Genomic DNA, 24,207 nt, shown 5'->3' on the forward strand with positions numbered 1-24,207 from the left:
TTACTGCTGGTCGTCCATGCCGCCGGGTATTTACCCGACGGGTTTACAGCGGCCTCAAACCACATGGATACCGTTCTGTACCCACAGGTGATGGCTTGGATCCTCCTGGGCCGTGTACTGGTTATAGTCGATGCCGTCGGCAGTTTGGTTCCCGACCAGCGTCCAGTTGTCCGTCATGTGAACCGAGTCTTTGTCGTCCCCCTTGATGATCAGTGTGTCGGTACCGGTTTCGGTGATGGCCACCACATCCGCCAGGTTGAGGGTGAGCGCCACCGAACTGGTGTCGTTGAGGTCGAGGATTTCGATGTCGTGTACGCGCCCGGCCAGGTTGCCCAGGTCAATGCTGGCATCACCGCCGCCCCACAGCAGGGTGTCGGTTCCCGAGCCACCGTCGACGCTGGCGAAGTTCTGGTCGACCACCACCAGTGTGTCGTCACCCGCACCACCCTGCAGGGTGATGTGGCCACCCTGGCTGCCATCGAGGTGGTCGTTGCCGTCAGTGCCGGCGATCACATCGGTGGCCGCTGCCAGGCTGGCGAGTGCCGCGGATTCGTTGCCAGTATCGGCCAGCAGCGATGTGGTGGCGGTGAGGCCGGCGGCGCTGTCCACGTTGATGGTGAGGGTTGCGGTGTCGGTCGTGCCGTTCGGGTGGCTTAGCTCGTAGGTGAAGGTGTCGTGCTGGCCCACCACCGCCGAGGTGAGCCCTGCGTTCAGGGTGTAGGTGTAGCTGCCGTCGGCATGCACCAGCAACGTGCCGTAGGTGCCGGCCACGCTTACCCCGTTGTAGCCCGGGATGGTGTAGGTGTTGGCCGCTGTCAGCACGCTCAGCACGGTCAAGGCCGAACCGACATTGTCGTCAGCCAGCAGGTTGCCGGTGGCGGCTGTCGCGCCACTGACCACGAACTCGGTCAGGTACGTTGTAGTGGTGTTCAGGCTGGTGGTGATGGAGCTGAGCAAGCCGATGCCGCCGGCGGTGACACGTACGTGGTAGGTACCGGCGCCCTGGTTCTCGAAGGTATACCCGGCGCCGCCGCCCAGTATGCTGACCAGCGAACCACCTGGCACCGACTGCACCAGCACGTACTGGCCGGTGGCCGGGTTGAGCTTGAGCAGCTCGATGGTGGTGCCGTTGAGCAGGCTCAACAGGTTGGTGGAGTTGACCACCACCTGCAGGTCGGCCGTGGTATTGGCGGCAACCGTGGTGGTGTAGGTGGCCTGGCGGGTACCGATCACTGGCAGGTTCAGCGAGCCTAGCGTACTGCTGCTGGAGTCCACGCGGTTGTCCAGGGTGACCTGGCTGGTACCAACGTCGTTGACTGCGTCGACCACCGTGGCCGGAGCACCGTAGTTGGTGTCGCTCCAGACCTCCGTGGCTTGCGGGCTGTCGATGCGCACGTACAGGTTGGCGGCATCGGACAGGCCGTTAGGGTGCACCAGTTGGTAGCTGAACACGTCCACCTTGCCGACACTGTTCGGGCTGCCGTTCGGCGTGTAGGTGTAGCTGCCGTCCGCACGGATCACCAGGGTGCCGTACTGGCCCTGAACCGTCGTGGCGGTCCCGGCCGAGACGTAGCTGCCGTTTTTGAGCACTTGCAGCACGGCGGCGCTGTCCGGGCCACGAGCATCCACTGCGCCATCGGTACCCACGTCGGTAATGACGTTGCCAGAGGTGGCAATGCCGGTGCCGGTGAATTGGGTCAGGCTGGTGGAGACGATGTCCAGCGTGGTGCTCACTTCGGTGATCAGGCCGATGCCGCCACTGCCCACGGTCAGTCGGTAATCACCGGCTTGCAGCACGCCGATGTCCACCTGCAAGCCGATTGGCAACACGATCAGGTCGAGCAGGCCCTGAGTGTTACCGGTGGCGATGGTCACCCAGTTGCCGCTGGCGTCTTTCACCTGCAGGGTGAAGCTGGTGTTGTTGAGCAATGCCAGCACGCTGTTGGTGGTCAGTGTGAGGGTAGGGTCAGCCGTGGTGCCTGCTGCCACCGTCCAGGTGTAGGTCTTGGAGAACCCCGACAACAGCGTGGTGAAGCTGTCGGTGTAGGTCTTCGTGGCGCTGACCGCTGCCAGGTTGACCGTGGCCGTGGCCAGGTTGTCGCTGGCGATGACCGGCGCGTTGGCATCCACATCCGGTGCAGTGACGTTGACGTTGCCCGACACGTTGCCGCGCGGGTCGCTGAGGGTCACCGAAAGGATCTGGCCGTTGTCCTGAGGCGGGCTCAGGGTCACGGTGAAGGTGCCGTCCGCCTGCACCGTCGCGGTCTGCAGCACGGTACCGCCGGCGCTGCGTACGGTGACGGTGGCACCCACTTCGCCAGTACCGGTGAGGGTACTGCCGTCGGCACTGAACAGCAGGTTGCCGGCAGCCGCAGGCGGGGTCAGGTCCGGTGCGGTCAGTGCAGTGCCCGTGGACACGTTACCGGCGCTGTCGGTGAGGGTGACGCTGAGCGCCTGGTTGTCGATCTGCGCCGCAGTCAGGCTGACCACGAACAGGCCGTTGCTGCCCACCGTTGCGGTACCCAGTACGGTACCGGCGCTGTTGCGCACGGTGACCGTGCTGCCAACCTGGCCAGCACCACTGACCGAGGTGCCGTTGGCGTTGATGGTGGCCAGCGGGGCGGCTGGCGGGGTGGTGTCCGGCGCAGTCAGGCTGGTGCTGGCGGACAGGTTGCCGGCAGCATCGGCCTGGCGTACCACCAGCAGTTGCCCGTCGTTCTGTGGCGAGGTCAAGGTAATGCTGAAGGTGCCGTTGGCTTGTACCACACCGGTACCCACCTGGCCGTTCGGGCCTTGGACGGTAATGGTAGCGCCCGCCTCACCGCTACCGGTAAGCACGGTACCGGTGCCGTTGATGGCGACGTTGGTGGGGGCTGCAGGTGGCTGCAGGTCTGCGGCGGTGTAGCTTGTGCTGCCGGACACATTGCCTGCAGTGTCAGCCTGGCTCACGCCCAGTACCTGGCCGTTGAGCTGCGCGGCGTTCAGGTTGACGGTGAACACGCCACCGCCATTCACCACCGCCGTGCCGAGCACGTTGTTGCCGGCATCACGCACTGTCACCGTGGCACCGGCTTCACCCGTGCCGGTCAGCACCAGGCCATTGACAGACAGGCTGGTCACCACCGGGTTGGTCGGTGGCGTGATGTCGGCCGCTTGCAGGAAGGTCGGCTGCGATTCGCCGCCTATCAGCGCCACCGCTGTCACCGAAATGTGTTCGCCATTGAGCTGGGCTGCGTCCAGCGTCAGGGTGAAGGAGCCGTTCAGGCTTGCGACCCCTGTACCGATCAGGTTGCCTGCAGCGTCGTACACGCGAATGCCCACACCGCTGGGTGCACTGCCTGTCAGGGTCAGGCCGTCGCTGCCCAAGGTCACGTCGGTGGGCGGCACGGGTGGTGCGATCAAGGGTGTGAGGTAGGTCGCGACCGCAGACGTATTGATGCCGTCGGACTGTGTCACTTCCAGGGTTGCGAGCGAGCCCGCCGCCGGCACCAGCGTTATCTGGAAGTTGCCAGCGGCATCCACCACGCCGGTACCGATCACGTCTCCGTCGAGGCTGACGGTAACCGTGGCATTGGCTTCGCCCTTGCCGGTCAGCACGTTGAAGGTGTTGTTGATCGCCAGGTTGGTCACCAGGTCGGGTGGCGAGGTGTCGTTGGTCTGGTAAGGGACAGCCACCGAAGCGTTGCCAGCATCATCCATGGACACCACCGTCAGCAACTGGCCGTTGTTCTGTGCCGGGCTGATCGGCACAGTGAACTGGCCGTTCTCACCCACTTCCACCGTGCCCACGATGTTGTTGTTCGGGCCGCGCACCGTGATGGTGCTGCCGGCTTCTGCCGTACCCGTCATCGACGTACCGGCTGCGTTGAGCAGCAGGTCGGTCGGCTGCACCGGTGGCGTCAGGTCTGGCGCAGTCACTGCCAGCGGTACCGACGGGTTGCCAGTGGCGTCCTGAGCGATGATGGTCAGCGTTTCGCCGTTGATTTGCGGGCGGTTCAGGTCAAGGACGAAGGTGCCGTCCGGCTCCACCGTTACCTGGCCCAGCAGGTCGCCGTTGTTGTTGACCACCGTGACGCGGGTGCCGGCTTCGGCAGTACCGATCACCTGGGTACCGCTGTCGTTGATGATGGCGACCACGGCGGCCGGTGGTGTGGTGTCCACCGCCGTGACCGAACTGATTGGCGAGATGTTGCCAGCTGCATCGGTCAGGGTGACCTGCAGCACCTGGCCATCGAGCTGCGCTGCATCCAGCTCGACGATGAAGTTCCCGTCGGCGCCCACTGTGCCGGTACCCACCTGCGTGATACCGACGTACACGCGCACGGTGGCGCCCACTTCGCCGACACCCCCCAGCTCGTCACCTGCCGCATTGAGCCGCAGCTCGGTTGCTGCCGCTGGCGGTGTGAGGTCCGGCGCTTGCACGTTGACCGGCAGGCTGACGTTGCCGGGGGGATCGGCCTGCAGTACCGACAGTGTCTGGTTGTTGATTTGTGCGGGTGACAGTTCGACGCTGAAGCTGCCATCAGCCAATACGATACCCGTGCCCAGTACGGTACCGGCCGCGTTACTGACGATTACCGTGGCGCCGGCCTCGCCCAGGCCGCTGACCACACTGCCGTCGGCGTTGATCACCACTTGGGTGAGTGGGTCGGGCGGGGTGAAGTCCGGGGTTTGCAGGGTAGCCACTGCCGACACGTTGCCGGCCGCATCGGCCTGGGTGAAGCTGAGCAGCTCGGCGTTGCCCAGTGCCGGGCTCAGCGTGATGGTGAAGTGGCCACTGGTATCGACGGTGGCGCTGCCGATTTCCTCGCCTGCCGGGTTGGTCACGGTCACCCGCGCGCCCACTTCGCCGCGGCCGGTGAGGGTGACACCATCACCGGAAACGGCCAGTTCGCCGGGTGCCGTTGGCGGTGTGGTATCGGGTGCGGTGATGGCGCTGGCAGCAGACTGGTTGCCGGCCGCATCGGTCAGTACCACCTGCACCTGTTGGCCGTTGGCCTGGGGCGATGCGAGGCTGACCTGGAAAGTCCCGTCGGCGCGCACCGTGGCGCTGCCCAGCACCGAACCATCGGCGGCGAGCACACGCACGGCGGCACCCGCTTCGCCGGTACCGTTCAACAAACTGCCACCCCCGGCGAAGGCCAGGTTGCCGGCAGCATCCGGCGCGACGCGGTCAGGGGCTGTCAGGCTGACGCTGTTGGACTCGTTGCCGGCCACATCGGACTGGCTGGCGCTGAGCTGTTCGCCGTTAATCTGCGCGCTGTTCAGGTTGACATTGAAGTTGCCATTGGCATCGACCACGGCAGTGCCCAGGTCGACACCGCCTTCGCCAATCACGGTAACGGTGGCACCTGCTTCACCGCGGCCACTGAGTACCAGGCCGTCGCTGGACAACGCCAGGTTGGTCAGTGGTTGCGGTGCCGTGGTGTCGGGTGCCTGCAGGGTAGAGGGTAGCGATACGCTGCCATCGGGGCCCGTTGCGCTGACCTGCAGCACTTCGCCATTGGCCTGAGCACTGCCGAGATTGACAGTGAACGTGCCGTCGTTGGCGACCGGGCTGCTGCCCAGCAATACGCCGTTGGGGCCGTACACCTTGATTGTGCTGCCCGCCTCGGCGGTGCCGGTCACCGACAGGCCGTCGGCGGCCAGTATCAGGTTGTCCGGTGTGGCCGGTGCCAGCGCACCCGGCGCCGTCACGCTCTGTGCAGGGGAGACGTTCTGTGCGGCATCGGCCTGAACCACGCTCAGGCTTTCACCTGTGATCGCTGCCGGCGACAGGGACACGCTGAAGTGACCGTCGGCGGCCACTGTAGCGTTGCCCAGCACGGTACCGTCCGGCGCCCGTACGGTCACGGTTGCGCCTGCTTCGCCATCGCCTGTCAGGGTGGCGCCATTGGCGGAGACAGCCAGGTTGGTCACGGCGGCCGGCGGCGTGGTGTCGGCTGCAGTGTAAGGTGCGGCCGGCGACACGTTGCCGGCTGCGTCGGTGGCGGTCACCTGCAGCATCTGGCCATTGGTCTGGGCACTGTTCAAGGTGACCTGGAAGGTGCCGTTGCTGCCGGCTACCGCTGTGCCCAGCACGTTGCCGCTGGCATCGCGCACGGTCACGGTGCTGCCGGCTTCGGCGTTACCGGTCAGTTGCAGCCCGCTACCGGACAGCACGAGTGCTGTCGGTGCCGTAGGCGGGGTGAAGTCTGGCGCGGTGACCGCCACGGCGGTGGAGGTGTTGTTGCCCGCGTCGGTCTGCGTAACGCTCAGGTGCTGGGCGTTGAGCTGGGCGCTGTTCAGGGTGAGGGTAAAGCTGCCATTGGCCGCTACCAGGCCGGTGCCGATGATGGTCCCGTCCTGGCCGTGAACGGTGACCGTGGCACCGGCTTCGCCCAGGCCGGTCAGGGTCAGGCCGTTGTTGTTCAGCACCACGTTGGTCAGCGGCGCGGGTGGGGTCAGGTCCGGGGTTGTCACATTGATTGCCGGCGAGGTGTTGCTGGCGGCATCCACTTGCGTCACGCCGATGACCTGGCCGTTGGTTTGCGGCGTGTCGAATGTCACCGTGAAGCGACCGTCAGCGCCCACCGTGGCGGAGCCGAGCAAGGCACCGGCGGCGTTGCGGACCTGTACCGTGGCGCCCGCTTCACCGCTGCCGGAAAGCTGCCGGCCGTCCTGGCTCAACACCGGGTTACTGATGGCCGCTGGCGGCGTGTGGTCTGGCGTGGCCAGGCTGGCCGGGCCGGACACATTGCCCGCGGCATCACTGAGGGTGACCTGTAGCGGGCTACCGGTCACCTGCGCGCTGGGCAGGGTGATCTGGAACAGGCCGCCCTGGTTGACGGTGCCGGTGGCCAGGATGGCGCCGCTGGCGTCGCGCACGGTGACGCTGGCACCGGCTTCGCCCTGGCCGCTGAGCACGGTGGCTGCGCTATTGAGGCTGAGGTTAGTGGCCGCCAGCGGTGCCTGCAGGTCAGGCGCTTGCAGGGTGGCCGCGAGCGAAACGTTACCTGCAGCATCAGCCTGGGTGACGATCAGGTTTTGCCCATTGGCCACGGCCGGCGAGAAGCTGACGCTGAACAGGCCATTGCTGTCGACCGTTGCAGTCCCCAGCAAGGTGCCTTGTACGTCTGTCACGCGCACGGTTGCACCCACCTCGCCTTGGCCGGTCAGCGTACTGCCGGTGGCGTTGAGGTTTACCTGCGTCGGCGCGTCCGGTGCCGTGGTGTCATTGGCCACGATAATGGCCGGCACCGAAGGCTGGCCATCGACGGTAGCCTTGGCACTGACCTGCAAGATCTGGGCGTTGAGCTGGGCGTTCTGGAGGAACACACGGAAGGTACCGTCGCTGCCGACCGTGGCGCTGCCCAGCGTGGTGCCCCCGGAGGTTACGGTAATCAGCGAGCCGACCGTACCCTGGCCGGTCAGCAGGAAACCGTCGGCGCTGATGGCAAGGGCTGAAGGCGTGGCCACTTCGGTACCGGTCGGGCCAGCCAGTGGTATTTCAGGCGATTCGTTACCGGCAGGGTCGATCACCACCACATCGACGGTTTCACCTGATGCCAGCGGTGGGGCGACCGGGATCACGAAGGTGCCGTCCGGCCCTGTAGTTACAGTGCCGCGCACGGTGTCATCCGGGTTGCGGACTTCCACTGTGCTGCCAGGCTCGGCTGTGCCGCCGACCGTGCTGCCATCCGGGCTTACGGTAAGCCCGGTCGCCGGTTCTGGGTTGGTCGTGTCCGGCGCGGTGACAGAGACCGGCGCCGAGTCGTTGTCGGCTGCGTCGGTCACTACCACGGTTACGGTCTGGCCGTTGTTCTGCGGTGTATCCAGCGGCACGCTGAAACTGCCATCCGGGTTGACCGCAACAGTGATCACATTGCCGGCCCCATCGCTCACGGTCACCGAACTGGCGCCAGGTGCGTTACCGGTCACAGCCGTGCCATCGCTGCTGACTGCAACGTCGGTGGGCAGTGCCGGTGGCGTGATGTCAGGCGCAAGGATCTGGCTGGGCTGCGAAATGTTGCCGGCCGCATCGGTCAGCGTCACATCCAGGGCCTGGCCGTCCAACTGGGCGGGCGATAGTGGGACCGTGAAGCTGCCGCCTGCGGGCACGACGACGGTGCCTACCAACGTGCCGTCGGCAAGCTTCACTTCCACCGTGGCGCCAGCTTCACCGGTACCCTGGATGGCACTGCCGCCCGGGGTGATCGTGAGGCCGGCAGGTGCAGCTGGCGCGGTACTGTCGTCAGCGGTGAAAGTGGCCGACGGCGAGGCATTGCCGCCGCCATCGATCAGCACCACCGACAGCACTTCACCGTTGGTCTGGGCCGGGGAGAGTGCCACTTCGAACGTACCGTCTGCATTCACCGGGATGGTGCCTAGCAGGTTGCCTGCGGCATCACGTACCTCTACGGTGCTGCCTGCCTCGCCCTGCCCGCTGAGCAGTGTGCCGGTAGGATCAAGGCCCAGTCCTTGCGCCGGCAGCGGTGCCTCGAAGTCAGGTGCGGTCACGGTGCCAGCGGGCGAGCCGTTGCCGCTGTTGTCCGCCTGAGTGACAGACAGCGTCTGGCCATTGAGCTGTGGCGGGTCGATGGCCACCTGGAAGGAGCCATCGGGCTGGACCGTTGCGGTGCCCAGTACTGTGCCGCCAGTGCCGGTCACGGTCACCTGCGCACCCGGCTCGCCGCTGCCGCTCAGGCTGCTGCCGTCGCCAGCCAGGACCAGACCGGTGGGGCTATCGGGTGCCTGGGTATCCGGTGCCGACACGTCGACTGCCGCCGACAGGTTGCCGGCCGCGTCGCGTTGCTCCACGGTCAGTGCCTGGCCGTTGGTTTGCGGCGTGTCGAGGGTGATTTCGAAAGCGCCACCCGCGCCAACCACCGTGCTGCCCAGCACGCTGCCATCCGGCCCGCGCACGGTCACGGTGGCGCCCGGTTCGCCGTTGCCGGTGATCGTGGTACCGGTGCCGTCGATGGCCGGGTTGGTGACCACTTGCGGCGGGGTAGAGTCGGGGGCGGTGAAGTCCACCGGCCCTGCGCTATTGCCCAGGTTGTCGGTCGCTTCGACGGTCAGGCTTTCGCCATTGCGCTGTGGCGCGTTGAGGGTGACGTCGAAACGGCCGTCGCCGCCCACGGAGGCAGTGCCCAGCACATTGCCGTCGGCGTCACGCACGGTGACGATGGAGCCGCTTTGACCCTGGCCGGTAAGGTGAATGCCAGCGGTATCGATAGCCAGCCCGGAGGGTTGCAGCGGGCCGTCGGTATCGGGCGCGACGATGTTGGCGGTCGAGGTGTTGCCAGCGGGGTCGCGCAGGACCACGTCCAGTTCCTGGCCGTCGGTCTGCGCTGGGTTCAGGACCACGCTGATCACACCGTCGGCACCGACCTGGGCGTTGCCCAGCACAGTGCCGTCGGCGCTGATGACCTGCACGGTGGTGCCCGGTTCGCCGCGACCGGTGAGCAGGCCGCCATCGGCACTCAGTTGCAGTTCACTGGCTTCATTGGGCGGGGTGATATCGGGCGCGGTGATCTGGGTCGGCAGTGAACTGTTGCCAGCTTCGTCAACCGCGACGACATCCAGTGCTTCCCCGTTGGCCTGTGCCGGGGTCAGGCCGATGGTGAAGCTGCCATCCGGGCCGGCCTGGGTGCTGCCCAGGACATTGCCCTGCGCGTCACGCACTTGCACCTGCGTATCTGCCGGTGCGGTACCGGAAACACTGGAGCCGTCACCGGCCAGCACCACGCCGCTCGGGCTTTCGGGCAGCGGTGTATCGGCAACGGTCACGCTGACCCCTGCCGAGGTATTGCCAGCGGCATCGGTCTGCACCAGCACGAGGTTCTCACCTGCGGCCAGCGGTGCCTCCAGGTCAATCACGAAGGTGCCATTTGGCGCCACGGTGCCAGTACCGATGACTGCGCCTTGGGCATCACGCACTTCGACTGTGGCACCAGGCTCACCACGGCCAGACACGGCCAGGCTGCCATCGCCTGCCAGCACGTCAGTGACGATCGCCGGTGCAGTAATGTCCGGGGCCACGTAACTCAGCGGCACCGAGGTATTGCCTGCCGCATCGGTCACGGTGATGGACAAGGTTTCGCCATTGGCCTGGGGCGGGTCGAGGGTCAGGCTGAAGCTGCCATCCGGCTCGGCAATGACGCTACCGATCAGGTTGCCCGAGGCATCTTTGACCTCAATCCGTGCGCCCCCTTCTGCAGTACCGACCAGGCTGTCACCATTACTCAGCACCAGGTCGGTGGGTTGCAGCGGTGCTACCTGGTCGGGCGCCGTCAGCGGGCTAGGTGTAGAGACGTTGCCGGCGGCATCGGTCAGGGTCACTTGCAGGGACGAGCCATCCACCACCGGGGTTGGCAGTTGCACATTGAAGCTGCCATCGGGCTGAACGGTGCCGCTCACCAGCACCTGCCCCTGATCGTTGCGCACCTCCACGGTGGCGCCCGCTTCGCCGCGCCCGGAGACTGTGCGGCCATCGTTACTGATGGCCAGCTCGGTAGCGGGCTCCGGCGGTGTGGTGTCGCCGCCGTTGTCCACGATCGGTGCGGTGACGCTGCCGGCCGTGGAGGCGTTGCCTGCGACATCGGTGGCCGTCACCTGCAACTGCTCGCCTGCCACTTGTGGCGGGGTGAGGCCGATGCTGAAGGCACCGCTGGCCCCCACCACGACACTGCCCAGTACAGTGATGCCATCGGCGGCCAGCACACGGACGGTGCTGCCTGCTTCGGCGCGGCCGCTGACAACGGTACCGTCGCCACTGATTGCCAGATCGCTTGGCGCCACAGGCGCGGTGATGTCTGGTGCGGCGACCTGCACCGGCAACGACGAGGTGCCGTTGTTGTCGATCGCCACCACGTCCAGTAATTCGCCATTGGCCTGGGCCGGTGTGAGCACCACGGTGAAGGTGCCCTCGGCACCCACCACGATGCTACCGACCAGCGTGCCGTTGGCATCATGCACTTCCACGCGGCTACCAGCAGGAGCAGAACCGCTGATGCTGCTGCCATCGGCGGCGACGACCAGTTCGCTCGGGCTGGTCGGGATGACCACCAGTGGCACGTCGTAGGTCAGCGCTTCAGAGGCGTTGCCGCTCGGGTCGGTCTGTACCAGGCTCAGGCGTTCACCCGGCAGTGCAGCCGGATCGAGGTCGATCAGGAAAGTACCGTTCGCGGTCACTGTGCCGGTACCGATCAGCGTGCCATTGGCATCGCGCACCTCGACGGTAGCACCGGCTTCGCCGCGACCGCCCAAGGTCAGGCCGTCGGCGCCGACGACAATGTTGCTGACTACGGCAGGCACGGTGATGTCCGGGGCCTCGAACTGCAGGGGTGAAGAGACATTGCCGGCGGCATCGATCAGACGGATGTCGAGGATTTCGCCATTGGCCTGGGCCGGCGACAGGGTGATGCTGAAACTGCCGGTTTCAGTGACCAGGCCAGTGCCGAGCAAGTTGCCCAAGGCATCGCGTACCTGCACGGTCGCGCCTGGCTCGCCGTTGCCGCTCAGGGTCACGCCGTCGGCCAAGGCCACGCCGCTCGGTTGGGCCGGGGCCTGCAAGTCCGGGGTAACCACCGACGCCGGGGCAGAAGCATTGCCGCTGGCATCGGTCAGCACCACTTGCAGGTTGCTGCCATCTTTCACCGGTGGGTCAAGGGTGATCTGGAAGGTGCCGTCCGGGTTGACCGAGCCGTTGGCCAGTACATTGCCCTGGGCATCGCGCACCTGCACGCTGGCCCCGGCTTCGCCGCGGCCATTGAGCTGGGCCCCGGCCAGGCCGACTACCAAGTTGGTTGCGGCATCCGGTGGTGTGGTGTCGCCACCGTCGATGTCCGGCGCGGTGATGTCGCCGGCCGTGGAGGTGTTGCCGGCGGCGTCGGTGGCGGTGATTTGCAGTACCTCGCCGTTTACCTGTGGCGGGTCGAGGGTGATGCTGAAACTGCCAGTGGCGTCGACCACCACACTACCCAGCACGGTGGTGCCATCGGCGGCCAGCACACGCACGGTGCTGCCCACTTCGGCGCGGCCGGTGACCTCGCTGCCGTTGGCACTGATCGCCAGCTCGCTCGGGGTGACCGGCGGGGTGATGTCTGGCGCAGCGATTTGCACCGGCAGGGACGAAGCGCCGGTGCCATCGATGGCCACCACGTCCAGCAGTTCGCCGTTGGCCTGGGCCGGGTTGAGGATGACGGTGAAGGTGCCACCGGCACCTACCACCACACTGCCGACCAGTGTGCCGTTGGCATCGTGTACTTCCACACGGCTGCCCGTCGGGGCCGTACCAGTGATGCTGGCGCCGTTCGCAGCCACCACCAGGTCGCTTGGGCTGGCTGGGGTCGTGGTTGCCGGGACTTCATATTGCAGGGCTTCAGAGGCGTTGCCGCTCGCATCGGTCTGCACCAGGCTCAATTGCTCGCCCGGTTGCGCGGCTGGGGTGAGGTCGACCAAGAAGGTTCCGTTGGCGCCGACTGTGGCGGTGCCTATGACAGAGCCGTTGGCATCACGTACCTGTACGGTAGCACCGGCCTCGCCACGGCCACTGAGCACCAGGCCATTGGCGCCCACCACGACGTTGCTGACGGCAGCTGGCGGCGTGACGTCCGGTGCAGTGAACGCCAGCGGCGTTGAACTGTTGCCGGCGGCGTCTACCACGCGAATGTCCAGGGCCTCACCATTGGCCTGGGCGGGGAACAGCGTGACGCTGAAGGTGCCGTCTTCGTTGACCAAGCCAGTGCCGATCAGGCTGCCGCTGGCATTGCGCACCTGTACGGTGGCACCGGGCTCGCCGCGGCCGGTAAAGGTCACGCCATCAACCAAGGCCAGCTCGGTTGGCTGCGCTGGGGCCAGCAGGTCTGGCGCGGCGACCGAACCGGGTTGCGAGACATTGCCGGCAGTGTCGGTCAGGGTCACTTGCAGGGTACTGCCATCGGTGATGGCCGGGTTCAAGGTGATGGCGAAGGTACCATCGGGATTGACTGTGCCCGTGGCAACTACGGTGCCTGCGTCATCGCGCACCTGAACGCTGGTACCGGCTTCGCCACGACCGCTGAGTTGGCTGCCGGCAGCACTGATCACCAGGTTGGTCGGGGTCTGCGGTGGCGTTGTGTCGCCGCCATCGATGTCCGGCGCGGTAAGGTTACTGGCGGTGGAGGCGTTGCCTGCCGCGTCGGTGGCCGTCACCTGCAGCACTTCACCGTCTATCTGTGGCGGGTCGAGGGTGATGCTGAAGCTGCCGGTAGCGCCAACTACCACGCTACCCAGCACAGTGGTGCCGTCGGCGGCCAGCACGCGTACGGTGCTGCCCGGTTCGGCACGGCCGGTGACCACGCTGCCGTCGGCATTGATCACCAGTTCGGTCGGTGCGGCAGGGGCGGTGATATCCGGTGCGGTGATTTGGGCGGGCAGCGAGGAAACGCCGCCGTCATCAATGGCGATCACGTCCAGCAGTTCGCCGTTGGCCTGGGGCGGGTCGAGGGTGACGGTGAAGCTGCCGTCGGGGCCCGCCACCACAGTGCCAATCAGCGTGCCGTTGGCGTCATGCACTTCCACACGGGTGCCGGCAGGTGCGGTACCGCTGATGCTGCTGCCGTCTTCGGCGAACACCAGGTCGCTGGGACTGGCAGGCGCAGTGGTGGCCGGGACTTCGAATTGCAGTGCCGAGGAAGCGTTGCCGCTTGGGTCGGTCTGCACCAGGCTCAACTGCTCGCCCGGCTGCGCGGCTGGGGCGAGGTCGATCAGGAAGGTGCCGTTGGCACCCACCACACCCGTGCCGATCACGGTGCCATTGGCATCGCGCACTTCCACAGTGGCACCCGGTTCGCCGCGACCGCTCAGGGCCAGGCCGTCAGCACCAACCGTAATATTGGTTACTGCCTCAGGTGGGGTGATGTCCGGCGCATCGAATTGCAGTGGCGCCGAGGCGTTGCCGGCGGCATCCACCAGACGCACATCGAGCGCTTCACCATTGGCCTGGGCAGGCGACAAGGTGAGGCTGAACAGGCCATCGGCACCGACGACACCGGTGCCAATCAGGCTGCCGGCAGCATCGCGCACTTGCACGGTAGCACCAGGCTCGCCGCGACCGGTGAAGGTGACGCCATCGGCCAAGGCTAGGTCAGTCGGTTGTGCGGGCGGCAGCAAGTCGGCCGAGGTGACCGAGCCCGGTTGGGATACGTTGCCGGCGGCGTCGGTGAGGGTGACTTGTAAGGTGCTGCCATCGTTCACGGCAGGGTCCAGGGCGATGACGAAGGTGCCATCTGCAGCGACGGTGCCAGTCGCAAGGATGTTGCCGGCCGTGTCACGCACCTGCACGGTAGAGCCGGCTTCACCTCGACCGCTGAGCTGGCTACCGGCAACGCCGATCACCAGATTGGTCGGTGCTTCAGGCGGGGTGGTATCGCCGCCATCGATGTCCGGCGCGGTGACCGAGCTGGCAACGGAAGTGTTGCCAGCGGCATCGGTCGCGGTGGCCTGCAGCACTTCGCCGTCAACTTGTGGCGGGTTGAGGTTGAGGCTGAACACGCCGGTCGGGCCGACCACGGCAGTGCCCAGTTCGGTGCCGTCGGCAGCCACGATGCGCACGGTGCTGCCCGGTTCGGCACGGCCGGTGATAACGCTGCCGTCCGCGCTGACCGCCAGTTCGGTTGGGGCGGCAGGGGCGGTGATGTCGGGCGCGTTGATCTGTGCGGGCAGCGAGGAAACGCCGCCGTCATCGATGGCGACCACGTCCAGCAGTTCGCCGTTGGCTTGTGCGGGATTCAGTTCGATGCTGAAGCTGCCATCGGCGTTGGCAATGGCACTGCCAATCAGCGTGCCGTTGGCGTCATGCACCTCCACACGGGTGCCGGCCGGCGCGGTACCGGTGAGGGTGGTGCCATCAGCATCGATGGCCAGATTGCTCGGGCTGTCGGGCGCGGTGGTCAATGGTACGTCGTACTCGGTAGCCACCGAAGCATTACCGCTTGGGTCGGTCTGCACCAGGCTCAACTGCTCGCCCGGCTGTGCGGCTGGGGCGAGGTCGATCAGGAAGGTGCCGTTGGCACCCACCACACCCGTGCCGATCACGGTGCCACTGGCATCACGCACTTCGACAGTGGCACCCGGTTCGCCGCGACCGCTCAGGGCCGTGCCACCTGGGCCGACCAGGATGTCGGTGACCGCATCGGGCGGTGTGATATCCGGGGCTGTGAACTCCAGCGGTATCGAACTGTTGCCGGCGGCATCCACCACGCGAATGTCCAGGGCTTCACCATTGGCCTGGGCGGGTAGCAGCGTGACGCTGAAGGTGCCGTCTTCGTTGACCAAGCCAGTGCCAATCAGGTTGCCGGCAGCATCGCGCACCTGCACGGTAGCACCAGGCTCGCCGCGACCGGTGAAGGTGACGCCATCGGCCAAGGCTAGGTCAGTCGGTTGCGCGGGCGGCAGCAAGTCGGCCGAGGTGACCGAGCCCGGTTGGGATACGTTGCCGGCAGCGTCGGTGAGGGTGACTTGCAAGGTGCTGCCGTCGTTCACGGCAGGGGCCAGGGTGACGATGAAGGTGCCATCTGCAGCGACAGTGCCGGTCGCGAGGATGTTGCCTGCCGCGTCACGTACCTGCACGGTGGAGCCGGCTTCGCCTCGACCGCTGAGCTGGCTGCCGGCAAGGCCGATCACCAGATTGGTCGGCGCTTCAGGCGGGGTGGTATCGCCGCCATCGATGTCCGGTGCGGTGACCGAGCTGGCAACGGAAGTGTTGCCAGCGGCATCGGTCGCGGTGGCCTGCAGCACTTCGCCGTCAACTTGTGGCGGGTTGAGGTTGAGGCTGAACACGCCGGTCGGGCCGACCACGGCAGTGCCCAGTTCGGTGCCGTCGGCAGCCACGATGCGCACGGTGCTGCCCGGTTCGCCACGGCCAGTGATAACGCTGCCGTCCGCGCTGACCGCCAGTTCGGTTGGGGCGGCAGGGGCGGTGATGTCGGGCGCGTTGATCTGTGCGGGCAGCGAGGAAACGCCGCCGTCATCGATGGCGACCACGTCCAGCAGTTCGCCGTTGGCCTGTGGCGGGTCGAGAGTGACGGTGAAGCTGCCGTCGGGGCCAGCCACCACACTGCCAATCAGGGTGCCGTTGGCGTCATGTACTTCCACACGGGTGCCGGCAGGTGCGGTACCGGTGAGGGTGGTGCCATCAGCATTGATGGCCAGATTGCTCGGGCTGTCGGGCGCGGTGGTCAATGGTACGTCGTACTCGGTAGCCACCGAAGCATTACCGCTTGGGTCGGTCTGCACCAGGCTCAACTGCTCGCCCGGCTGTGCGGCTGGGGCGAGGTCGATCAGGAAGGTGCCGTTGGCACCCACCACACCCGTGCCGATCACAGTGCCATTGGCATCACGCACTTCGACAGTGGCACCCGGTTCGCCGCGACCACTCAGGGCCGTGCCACCTGGGCCGACCAGGATGTCGGTGACCGCCTCGGGCGGTGTGATATCCGGGGCTGTGAACTCCAGCGGTATCGAACTGTTGCCGGCGGCATCCACCAGACGCACGTCGAGTGCTTCACCATTGGCCTGGGCAGGCGACAGGGTGAGGCTGAACAGGCCGTCGGCACCGACGACACCGGTGCCAATCACGTTGCCGGCAGCATCGCGCACCTGCACGGTGGCACCGGGCTCGCCGCGACCGGTGAAGGTGACGCCATCGGCCAGGGCCAGGTCAGTCGGTTGTGCGGGCGGCAGCAAGTCGGCCGAGGTGACCGAGCCCGGCTGCGATACGTTGCCAGCGGCGTCGGTGAGGGTGACCTGCAAGGTGCTGCCGTCGTTCACGGCGGGGTCCAGGGTAATGACGAAGGTGCCATCTGCAGCGACGGTGCCGGTCGCGAGGATGTTGCCGGCCGCGTCACGCACCTGCACGGTAGAGCCGGCTTCGCCTCGACCACTGAGTTGGCTGCCGGCAAGGCCGATCACCAGATTGGTCGGTGCTTCAGGCGGGGTGGTATCGCCGCCATCAATGTCCGGCGCGGTGACCGAGTTGGCAACGGAAGTGTTGCCAGCCGCATCGGTTGCGGTGGCCTGCAGCACTTCGCCGTCAACTTGTGGCGGATTGAGGTTGAGGCTGAACACGCCGGTCGGACCGACCACGGCAGTGCCCAGTTCGGTGCCGTCGGCAGCCACGATGCGCACGGTGCTGCCCGGCTCGGCGCGGCCGGTGATAACGCTGCCGTCCGCGCTCACGGCCAGTTCGGTCGGTGCGGCAGGGGCGGTGACATCCGGTGCGGTGATCTGTGCGGGCAGCGAGGAAACGCCGCCGTCATCGATGGCCACCACGTCCAGCAGTTCGCCGTTGGCTTGTGCGGGATTCAGTTCGATACTGAAGCTGCCATCGGCGTTGGCAATGGCACTGCCAATCAGCGTGCCGTTGGCGTCATGCACTTCCACACGGGTGCCAGCAGGTGCGGTACCGGTGAGGGTGGTGCCATCAGCATTGATGGCCAGATTGCTCGGGCTGTCGGGCGCGGTGGTCAGTGGTACGTCGTACTCGGTAGCCACCGAAGCATTACCGCTTGGGTCGGTCTGCACCAGGCTCAACTGCTCGCCTGGCTGTGCGGCCGGATTCAGGTCGATCAGGAAGGTGCCGTTGGCACCGACCACACCTGTGCCGATCACAGTGCCATTGGCATCACGCACTTCCACAGTGGCACCTGGTTCGCCGCGACCGCTCAGGGCCAGGCCGTCAGCACCAACTGTAATATTGGTTACTGCCTCAGGTGGGGTGATGTCCGGCGCATCGAATTGCAGCGGCGCAGAGGCGTTGCCGTCAGCATCCACCAAGCGTACGTCGAGGGCTTCGCCGTTGGCCTGGGCAGGTGACAGGGTGAGGCTGAACAGGCCATCGGCACCGACGACACCGGTGCCAATCAGGCTGCCGGCAGCATCGCGCACTTGCACGGTAGCACCAGGCTCGCCGCGACCGGTGAAGGTGACGCCATCGGCCAAGGCTAGGTCAGTCGGTTGCGCGGGCGGCAGCAAGTCGGCCGAGGTGACCGAGCCCGGTTGGGATACGTTGCCGGCAGCGTCGGTGAGGGTGACTTGCAAGGTGCTGCCGTCGTTCACGGCAGGGGCCAGGGTGACGATGAAGGTGCCATCTGCAGCGACAGTGCCGGTCGCGAGGATGTTGCCTGCCGCGTCACGTACCTGCACGGTGGAGCCGGCTTCGCCTCGACCGCTGAGCTGGCTGCCGGCAAGGCCGATCACCAGATTGGTCGGCGCTTCAGGCGGGGTGGTATCGCCGCCATCGATGTCCGGTGCGGTGACCGAGCTGGCAACGGAAGTGTTGCCAGCGGCATCGGTCGCGGTGGCCTGCAGCACTTCGCCGTCAACTTGTGGCGGGTTGAGGTTGAGGCTGAACACGCCGGTCGGGCCGACCACGGCAGTGCCCAGTTCGGTGCCGTCGGCAGCCACGATGCGCACGGTGCTGCCCGGCTCGGCGCGGCCGGTGATAACGCTGCCGTCCGCGCTGACCGCCAGTTCGGTTGGGGCGGCAGGGGCGGTGATATCCGGTGCGGTGATCTGGGTAGGCAGCGAGGAAAGGCCGCCGTCATCGATGGCGACCACGTCCAGCAGTTCGCCATTGGACTGGGCCGGGTCGAGGGTTACGGTGAAGCTGCCGTCGGGGCCAGCCACCACACTGCCAATCAGCGTGCCGTTGGCGTCATGCACTTCCACACGGGTGCCAGCAGGTGCGGTACCGGTGAGGGTGGTGCCATCAGCATTGATGGCCAGATTGCTCGGGCTGTCGGGCGCTGTGGTCAGTGGTACGTCGTACTCGGTAGCCACCGAAGCATTACCGCTTGGGTCGGTCTGCACCAGGCTCAACTGCTCGCCTGGCTGTGCGGCCGGATTCAGGTCGATCAGGAAGGTGCCGTTGGCACCGACCACACCTGTGCCGATCACAGTGCCATTGGCATCACGCACTTCCACAGTGGCACCTGGTTCGCCGCGACCGCTCAGGGCCAGGCCGTCAGCACCAACTGTAATATTGGTTACTGCCTCAGGTGGGGTGATGTCCGGCGCATCGAATTGCAGCGGCGCAGAGGCGTTGCCGTCAGCATCCACCAAGCGCACGTCGAGTGCTTCGCCGTTGGCTTGGGCCGGCGACAGGGTGAGGCTGAACAGGCCGTCGGCACCTACGACACCAGTACCGATGACAGTACCGCCGGCATCGCGCACCTGCACGGTGGCACCGGGCTCGCCGCGACCGGTGAAGGTGACACCATCGGCCAGGGCCAGGTCAGTCGGTTGCGCGGGCGGCAGCAAGTCGGCCGAAGTGACCGAGCCCGGCTGTGATACGTTGCCGGCGGCGTCGGTGAGGGTGACTTGCAAGGTGCTGCCGTCGTTCACGGCAGGGTCCAGGGTGACGGTGAAGGTGCCATCTGCAGCGACGGTGCCAGTCGCGAGGATGTTGCCGGCCGCGTCACGCACCTGCACCGTAGAGCCGGCTTCGCCTCGACCACTGAGTTGGCTGCCAACAAGACCGATCACCAAGTCAGTCGGGGCTGCCGGTGGCGTGGTATCGATCCCGTCGATATCCGGTGCGGTGACTGCGCTGCTTGGCGATGTGTTGCCAGCGGCATCGGTCGCGGTGGCCTGTAGCACTTCGCCGTCAACTTGTGGCGGGTTTAGGTTGAGGCTGAACACGCCGGTCGGGCCGACCACGGCAGTGCCCAGTTCGGTGCCGTCGGCAGCCAGGACACGTACGGTGCTACCCGGTTCGGCACGGCCGGTGATCACGCTGCCGTCCGCGCTCACGGCCAGTTCGGTCGGTGCGGCAGGGGCGGTGATGTCGGGCGCGGTGATTTGGGCGGGCAGCGAGGAAATGCCGCCGTCATCGATGGCCACCACGTCCAGCAGTTCGCCGTTGGCTTGTGCGGGATTCAGTTCGATGCTGAAGCTGCCATCGGCGCTGGCAATGGCACTGCCAATCAACGTGCCGTTGGCGTCATGCACTTCCACACGGGTGCCGGCCGGCGCGGTACCGGTGAGGGTGGTGCCATCAGCATTGATGGCCAGATTGCTCGGGCTGTCGGGCGCGGTGGTCAATGGTACGTCGTACTCGGTAGCCACCGAAGCATTACCGCTTGGGTCGGTCTGCACCAGGCTCAACTGCTCGCCCGGCTGTGCGGCTGGGGCGAGGTCGATCAGGAAGGTGCCGTTGGCACCCACCACACCCGTGCCGATCACAGTGCCATTGGCATCACGCACTTCGACAGTGGCACCCGGTTCGCCGCGACCGCTCAGGGCCGTGCCACCTGGGCCGACCAGAATGTCGGTGACCGCCTCGGGCGGTGTGATATCCGGGGCTGTGAACTCCAGCGGTATCGAACTGTTGCCGGCGGCATCCACCAGACGCACGTCGAGTGCTTCACCATTGGCCTGGGCAGGCGACAGGGTGAGGCTGAACAGGCCGTCGGCACCGACGACACCGGTGCCAATCAGGTTGCCGGCAGCATCGCGCACCTGCACGGTGGCACCGGGCTCGCCGCGACCGGTGAAGGTGACGCCATCGGCCAGGGCCAGGTCAGTCGGTTGTGCGGGCGGCAGCAAGTCGGCCGAAGTGACCGAGCCCGGCTGGGATACGTTGCCGGCGGCGTCGGTGAGGGTGACTTGCAAGGTGCTGCCGTCGTTCACGGCAGGGTCCAGGGTAATGACGAAGGTGCCATCTGCAGCGACGGTGCCGGTCGCGAGGATGTTGCCGGCCGCGTCACGCACCTGGACGGTGGTGCCCACTTCGCCTCGACCACTGAGCTGGCTGCCGGCAAAGCCGATCACCAGATTGGTCGGGGCTTCAGGCGGGGTGGTGTCGCCGCCATCGATGTCTGGGGCGGTGACCGAGCTGGCAACGGAAGTATTGCCAGCGGCATCGGTCGCCGTGGCTTGCAGCACTTCGCCGTCAACTTGTGGCGGGTTGAGGTTGAGGCTGAACACGCCGGTCGGGCCGACCACGGCAGTGCCCAGTTCGGTGCCGTCGGCAGCCACGATGCGCACGGTGCTGCCCGGTTCGGCACGGCCGGTGATAACGCTGCCGTCCGCGCTCACGGCCAGTTCGGTTGGTGCGGCAGGGGCGGTGATGTCGGGTGCGGTGATCTGTGCGGGCAGCGAGGAAACGCCGCCGTCATCAATGGCGACCACGTCCAGCAGTTCGCCGTTGGCTTGTGCGGGATTCAGTTCGATGCTGAAGCTGCCATCGGCGTTGGCAATGGCACTGCCAATCAGCGTGCCGTTGGCGTCATGCACTTCCACACGGGTGCCGGCAGGTGCGGTACCGGTGAGGGTGGTGCCATCAGCATTGATGGCCAGGTTGCTCGGGCTGTCGGGCGCGGTGGTCAATGGTACGTCGTACTCGGTAGCCACCGAAGCATTACCGCTTGGGTCGGTCTGCACCAGGCTCAACTGCTCGCCCGGCTGTGCGGCTGGGGCGAGGTCGATCAGGAAGGTGCCGTTGGCACCCACCACACCCGTGCCGATCACGGTGCCACTGGCATCACGCACTTCGACAGTGGCACCCGGTTCGCCGCGACCACTCAGGGCCGTGCCACCTGGGCCGACCAGGATGTCGGTGACCGCCTCGGGCGGTGTGATATCCGGGGCTGTGAACTCCAGCGGTATCGAACTGTTGCCGGCGGCATCCACCAGACGCACGTCGAGTGCTTCACCATTGGCCTGGGCAGGCGACAGGGTGAGGCTGAACAGGCCGTCGGCACCGACGACACCGGTGCCAATCAGGTTGCCGGCAGCATCGCGCACCTGCACGGTGGCACCGGGCTCGCCGCGACCGGTGAAGGTGACGCCATCGGCCAGGGCCAGGTCAGTCGGTTGTGCGGGCGGCAGCAAGTCGGCCGAAGTGACCGAGCCCGGCTGGGATACGTTGCCGGCGGCGTCGGTGAGGGTGACTTGCAAGGTGCTGCCGTCGTTCACGGCAGGGTCCAGGGTAATGACGAAGGTGCCATCTGCAGCGACGGTGCCGGTCGCGAGGATGTTGCCGGCCGCGTCACGCACCTGGACGGTGGTGCCCACTTCGCCTCGACCACTGAGCTGGCTGCCGGCAAAGCCGATCACCAGATTGGTCGGGGCTTCAGGCGGGGTGGTGTCGCCGCCATCGATGTCTGGGGCGGTGACCGAGCTGGCAACGGAAGTATTGCCAGCGGCATCGGTCGCCGTGGCTTGCAGCACTTCGCCGTCAACTTGTGGCGGGTTGAGGTTGAGGCTGAACACGCCGGTCGGGCCGACCACGGCAGTGCCCAGTTCGGTGCCGTCGGCAGCCACGATGCGCACGGTGCTGCCCGGTTCGGCACGGCCGGTGATAACGCTGCCGTCCGCGCTCACGGCCAGTTCGGTTGGTGCGGCAGGGGCGGTGATGTCGGGTGCGGTGATCTGTGCGGGCAGCGAGGAAACGCCGCCGTCATCAATGGCGACCACGTCCAGCAGTTCGCCGTTGGCTTGTGCGGGATTCAGTTCGATGCTGAAGCTGCCATCGGCGTTGGCAATGGCACTGCCAATCAGCGTGCCGTTGGCGTCATGCACTTCCACACGGGTGCCGGCAGGTGCGGTACCGGTGAGGGTGGTGCCATCAGCATTGATGGCCAGGTTGCTCGGGCTGTCGGGCGCGGTGGTCAATGGTACGTCGTACTCGGTAGCCACCGAAGCATTACCGCTTGGGTCGGTCTGCACCAGGCTCAACTGCTCGCCCGGCTGTGCGGCTGGGGCGAGGTCGATCAGGAAGGTGCCGTTGGCACCCACCACACCCGTGCCGATCACGGTGCCACTGGCATCACGCACTTCGACAGTGGCACCCGGTTCGCCGCGACCACTCAGGGCCGTGCCACCTGGGCCGACCAGGATGTCGGTGACCGCCTCGGGCGGTGTGATATCCGGGGCTGTGAACTCCAGCGGTATCGAACTGTTGCCGGCGGCATCCACCAGACGCACGTCGAGTGCTTCACCATTGGCCTGGGCAGGCGACAGGGTGAGGCTGAACAGGCCGTCGGCACCGACGACACCGGTGCCAATCAGGTTGCCGGCAGCATCGCGCACCTGCACGGTAGCACCAGGCTCACCGCGTCCGGTGAAAGTGATGCCATCGGCCAAGGCCAGGTCAGTCGGTTGTTCAGGGGCTGTGGTATCTGGGTTGTCGACGTCCGGCGCCGTGATGCTGGCAACTGGCGAGATATTGCCAGCCGCGTCTACGGCGCTGATCTCCAGGGCCTGGCCGTCGATTTGTGGCGGTTGCAGAGTGATGCTGAACTGGCCGTCCGCACCGGCCACCGCAGTGCCCAGCAATACGCCACCTGTGCCTCGCACGGAAACCGTCGAGCCGGGCTCGGCACGACCGGTGAGGGTGTTACCTTGCTCATTGATAGCCAGGTCGGTCGGCGCCAGTGGTGCAGTTGCGTCCGGCGCAGTGACAGTGCCAGGCGCCGAGACATTGCCGGCGGCGTCGGTCAGGGTGACATCAAGGTTTTCGCTGTTGATCTGCGGCGCATTCAGCGTCACGTTGAAACTGCCGTCGGCACCCACTGTGCCGCTGCCGATCAGGTTGCCGGCGGCGTCGCGGATGTTCACCGTGGTGCCTGCTTCGCCACGGCCGGTCAGACGCAAGCCATCCGGCGAAACCAGCAGGTCGATCGGCGTGGCCGGTGCGCTGGTGTCGGGGTCGGAACCGCCGCTGCTGCTGCTGCCGCCGCCGTTGTTCGCCGCCGCTGCTGCGCCGCCCACACCGAGCAGGCTGAGCCCGGCTATCGCCCACGTTGGCATGGCGCTACCGGCGGTGCCGATACCCGCGACCAGTTCGTCCAACGAGGCCACGTCTTCAAAGGTGAAGCCGGTGAACGCAGCTGCATCGTACTGGGCATGCCACAGGGTGCCATCGTCGCCGACGAAGACCATATCGCTGCCGACCCCGGCCTGGTCTACGGCGAAGAAGTTACCGATGGTGACCTTTTCGCCTGACTTCAGGGTGATGATCAGGTCCTGCCCGCGCTGGGTGACCGTGGCCACTTTGTCTGGAGAAACCGGTACCTGCACGACGCTTGGTGCTTTGAGATTGATATTGCCCCAGGTGCTCTGAGTGGCGACTTCGGATTGCTTATCGGCGACGACGATGTTGTCCATGGATGCTCCCTGCTGATATCCGGATCCCCCGGCCCGAGTGTTCGGGCCACAACCGACGTAACAGAGCCCTTT

1 protein-coding gene is annotated in these 24,207 nt (G+C 66.4%); it reads right to left on the reverse strand.

Annotated elements, in window-relative coordinates:
- Positions 1–54: 54 nt before the first annotated feature.
- Positions 55–24,135, reverse strand: coding sequence for a BapA/Bap/LapF family large adhesin (locus tag LMH93_RS04350; RefSeq protein WP_230064860.1), 24,081 nt, complete (start codon positions 24,133–24,135; stop codon positions 55–57).
- Positions 24,136–24,207: the final 72 nt, after the last annotated feature.

The organism is Pseudomonas sp. CIP-10 (genome assembly GCF_020911845.1).
GTDB classification, from domain to species: domain Bacteria; phylum Pseudomonadota; class Gammaproteobacteria; order Pseudomonadales; family Pseudomonadaceae; genus Aquipseudomonas; species Aquipseudomonas alloputida.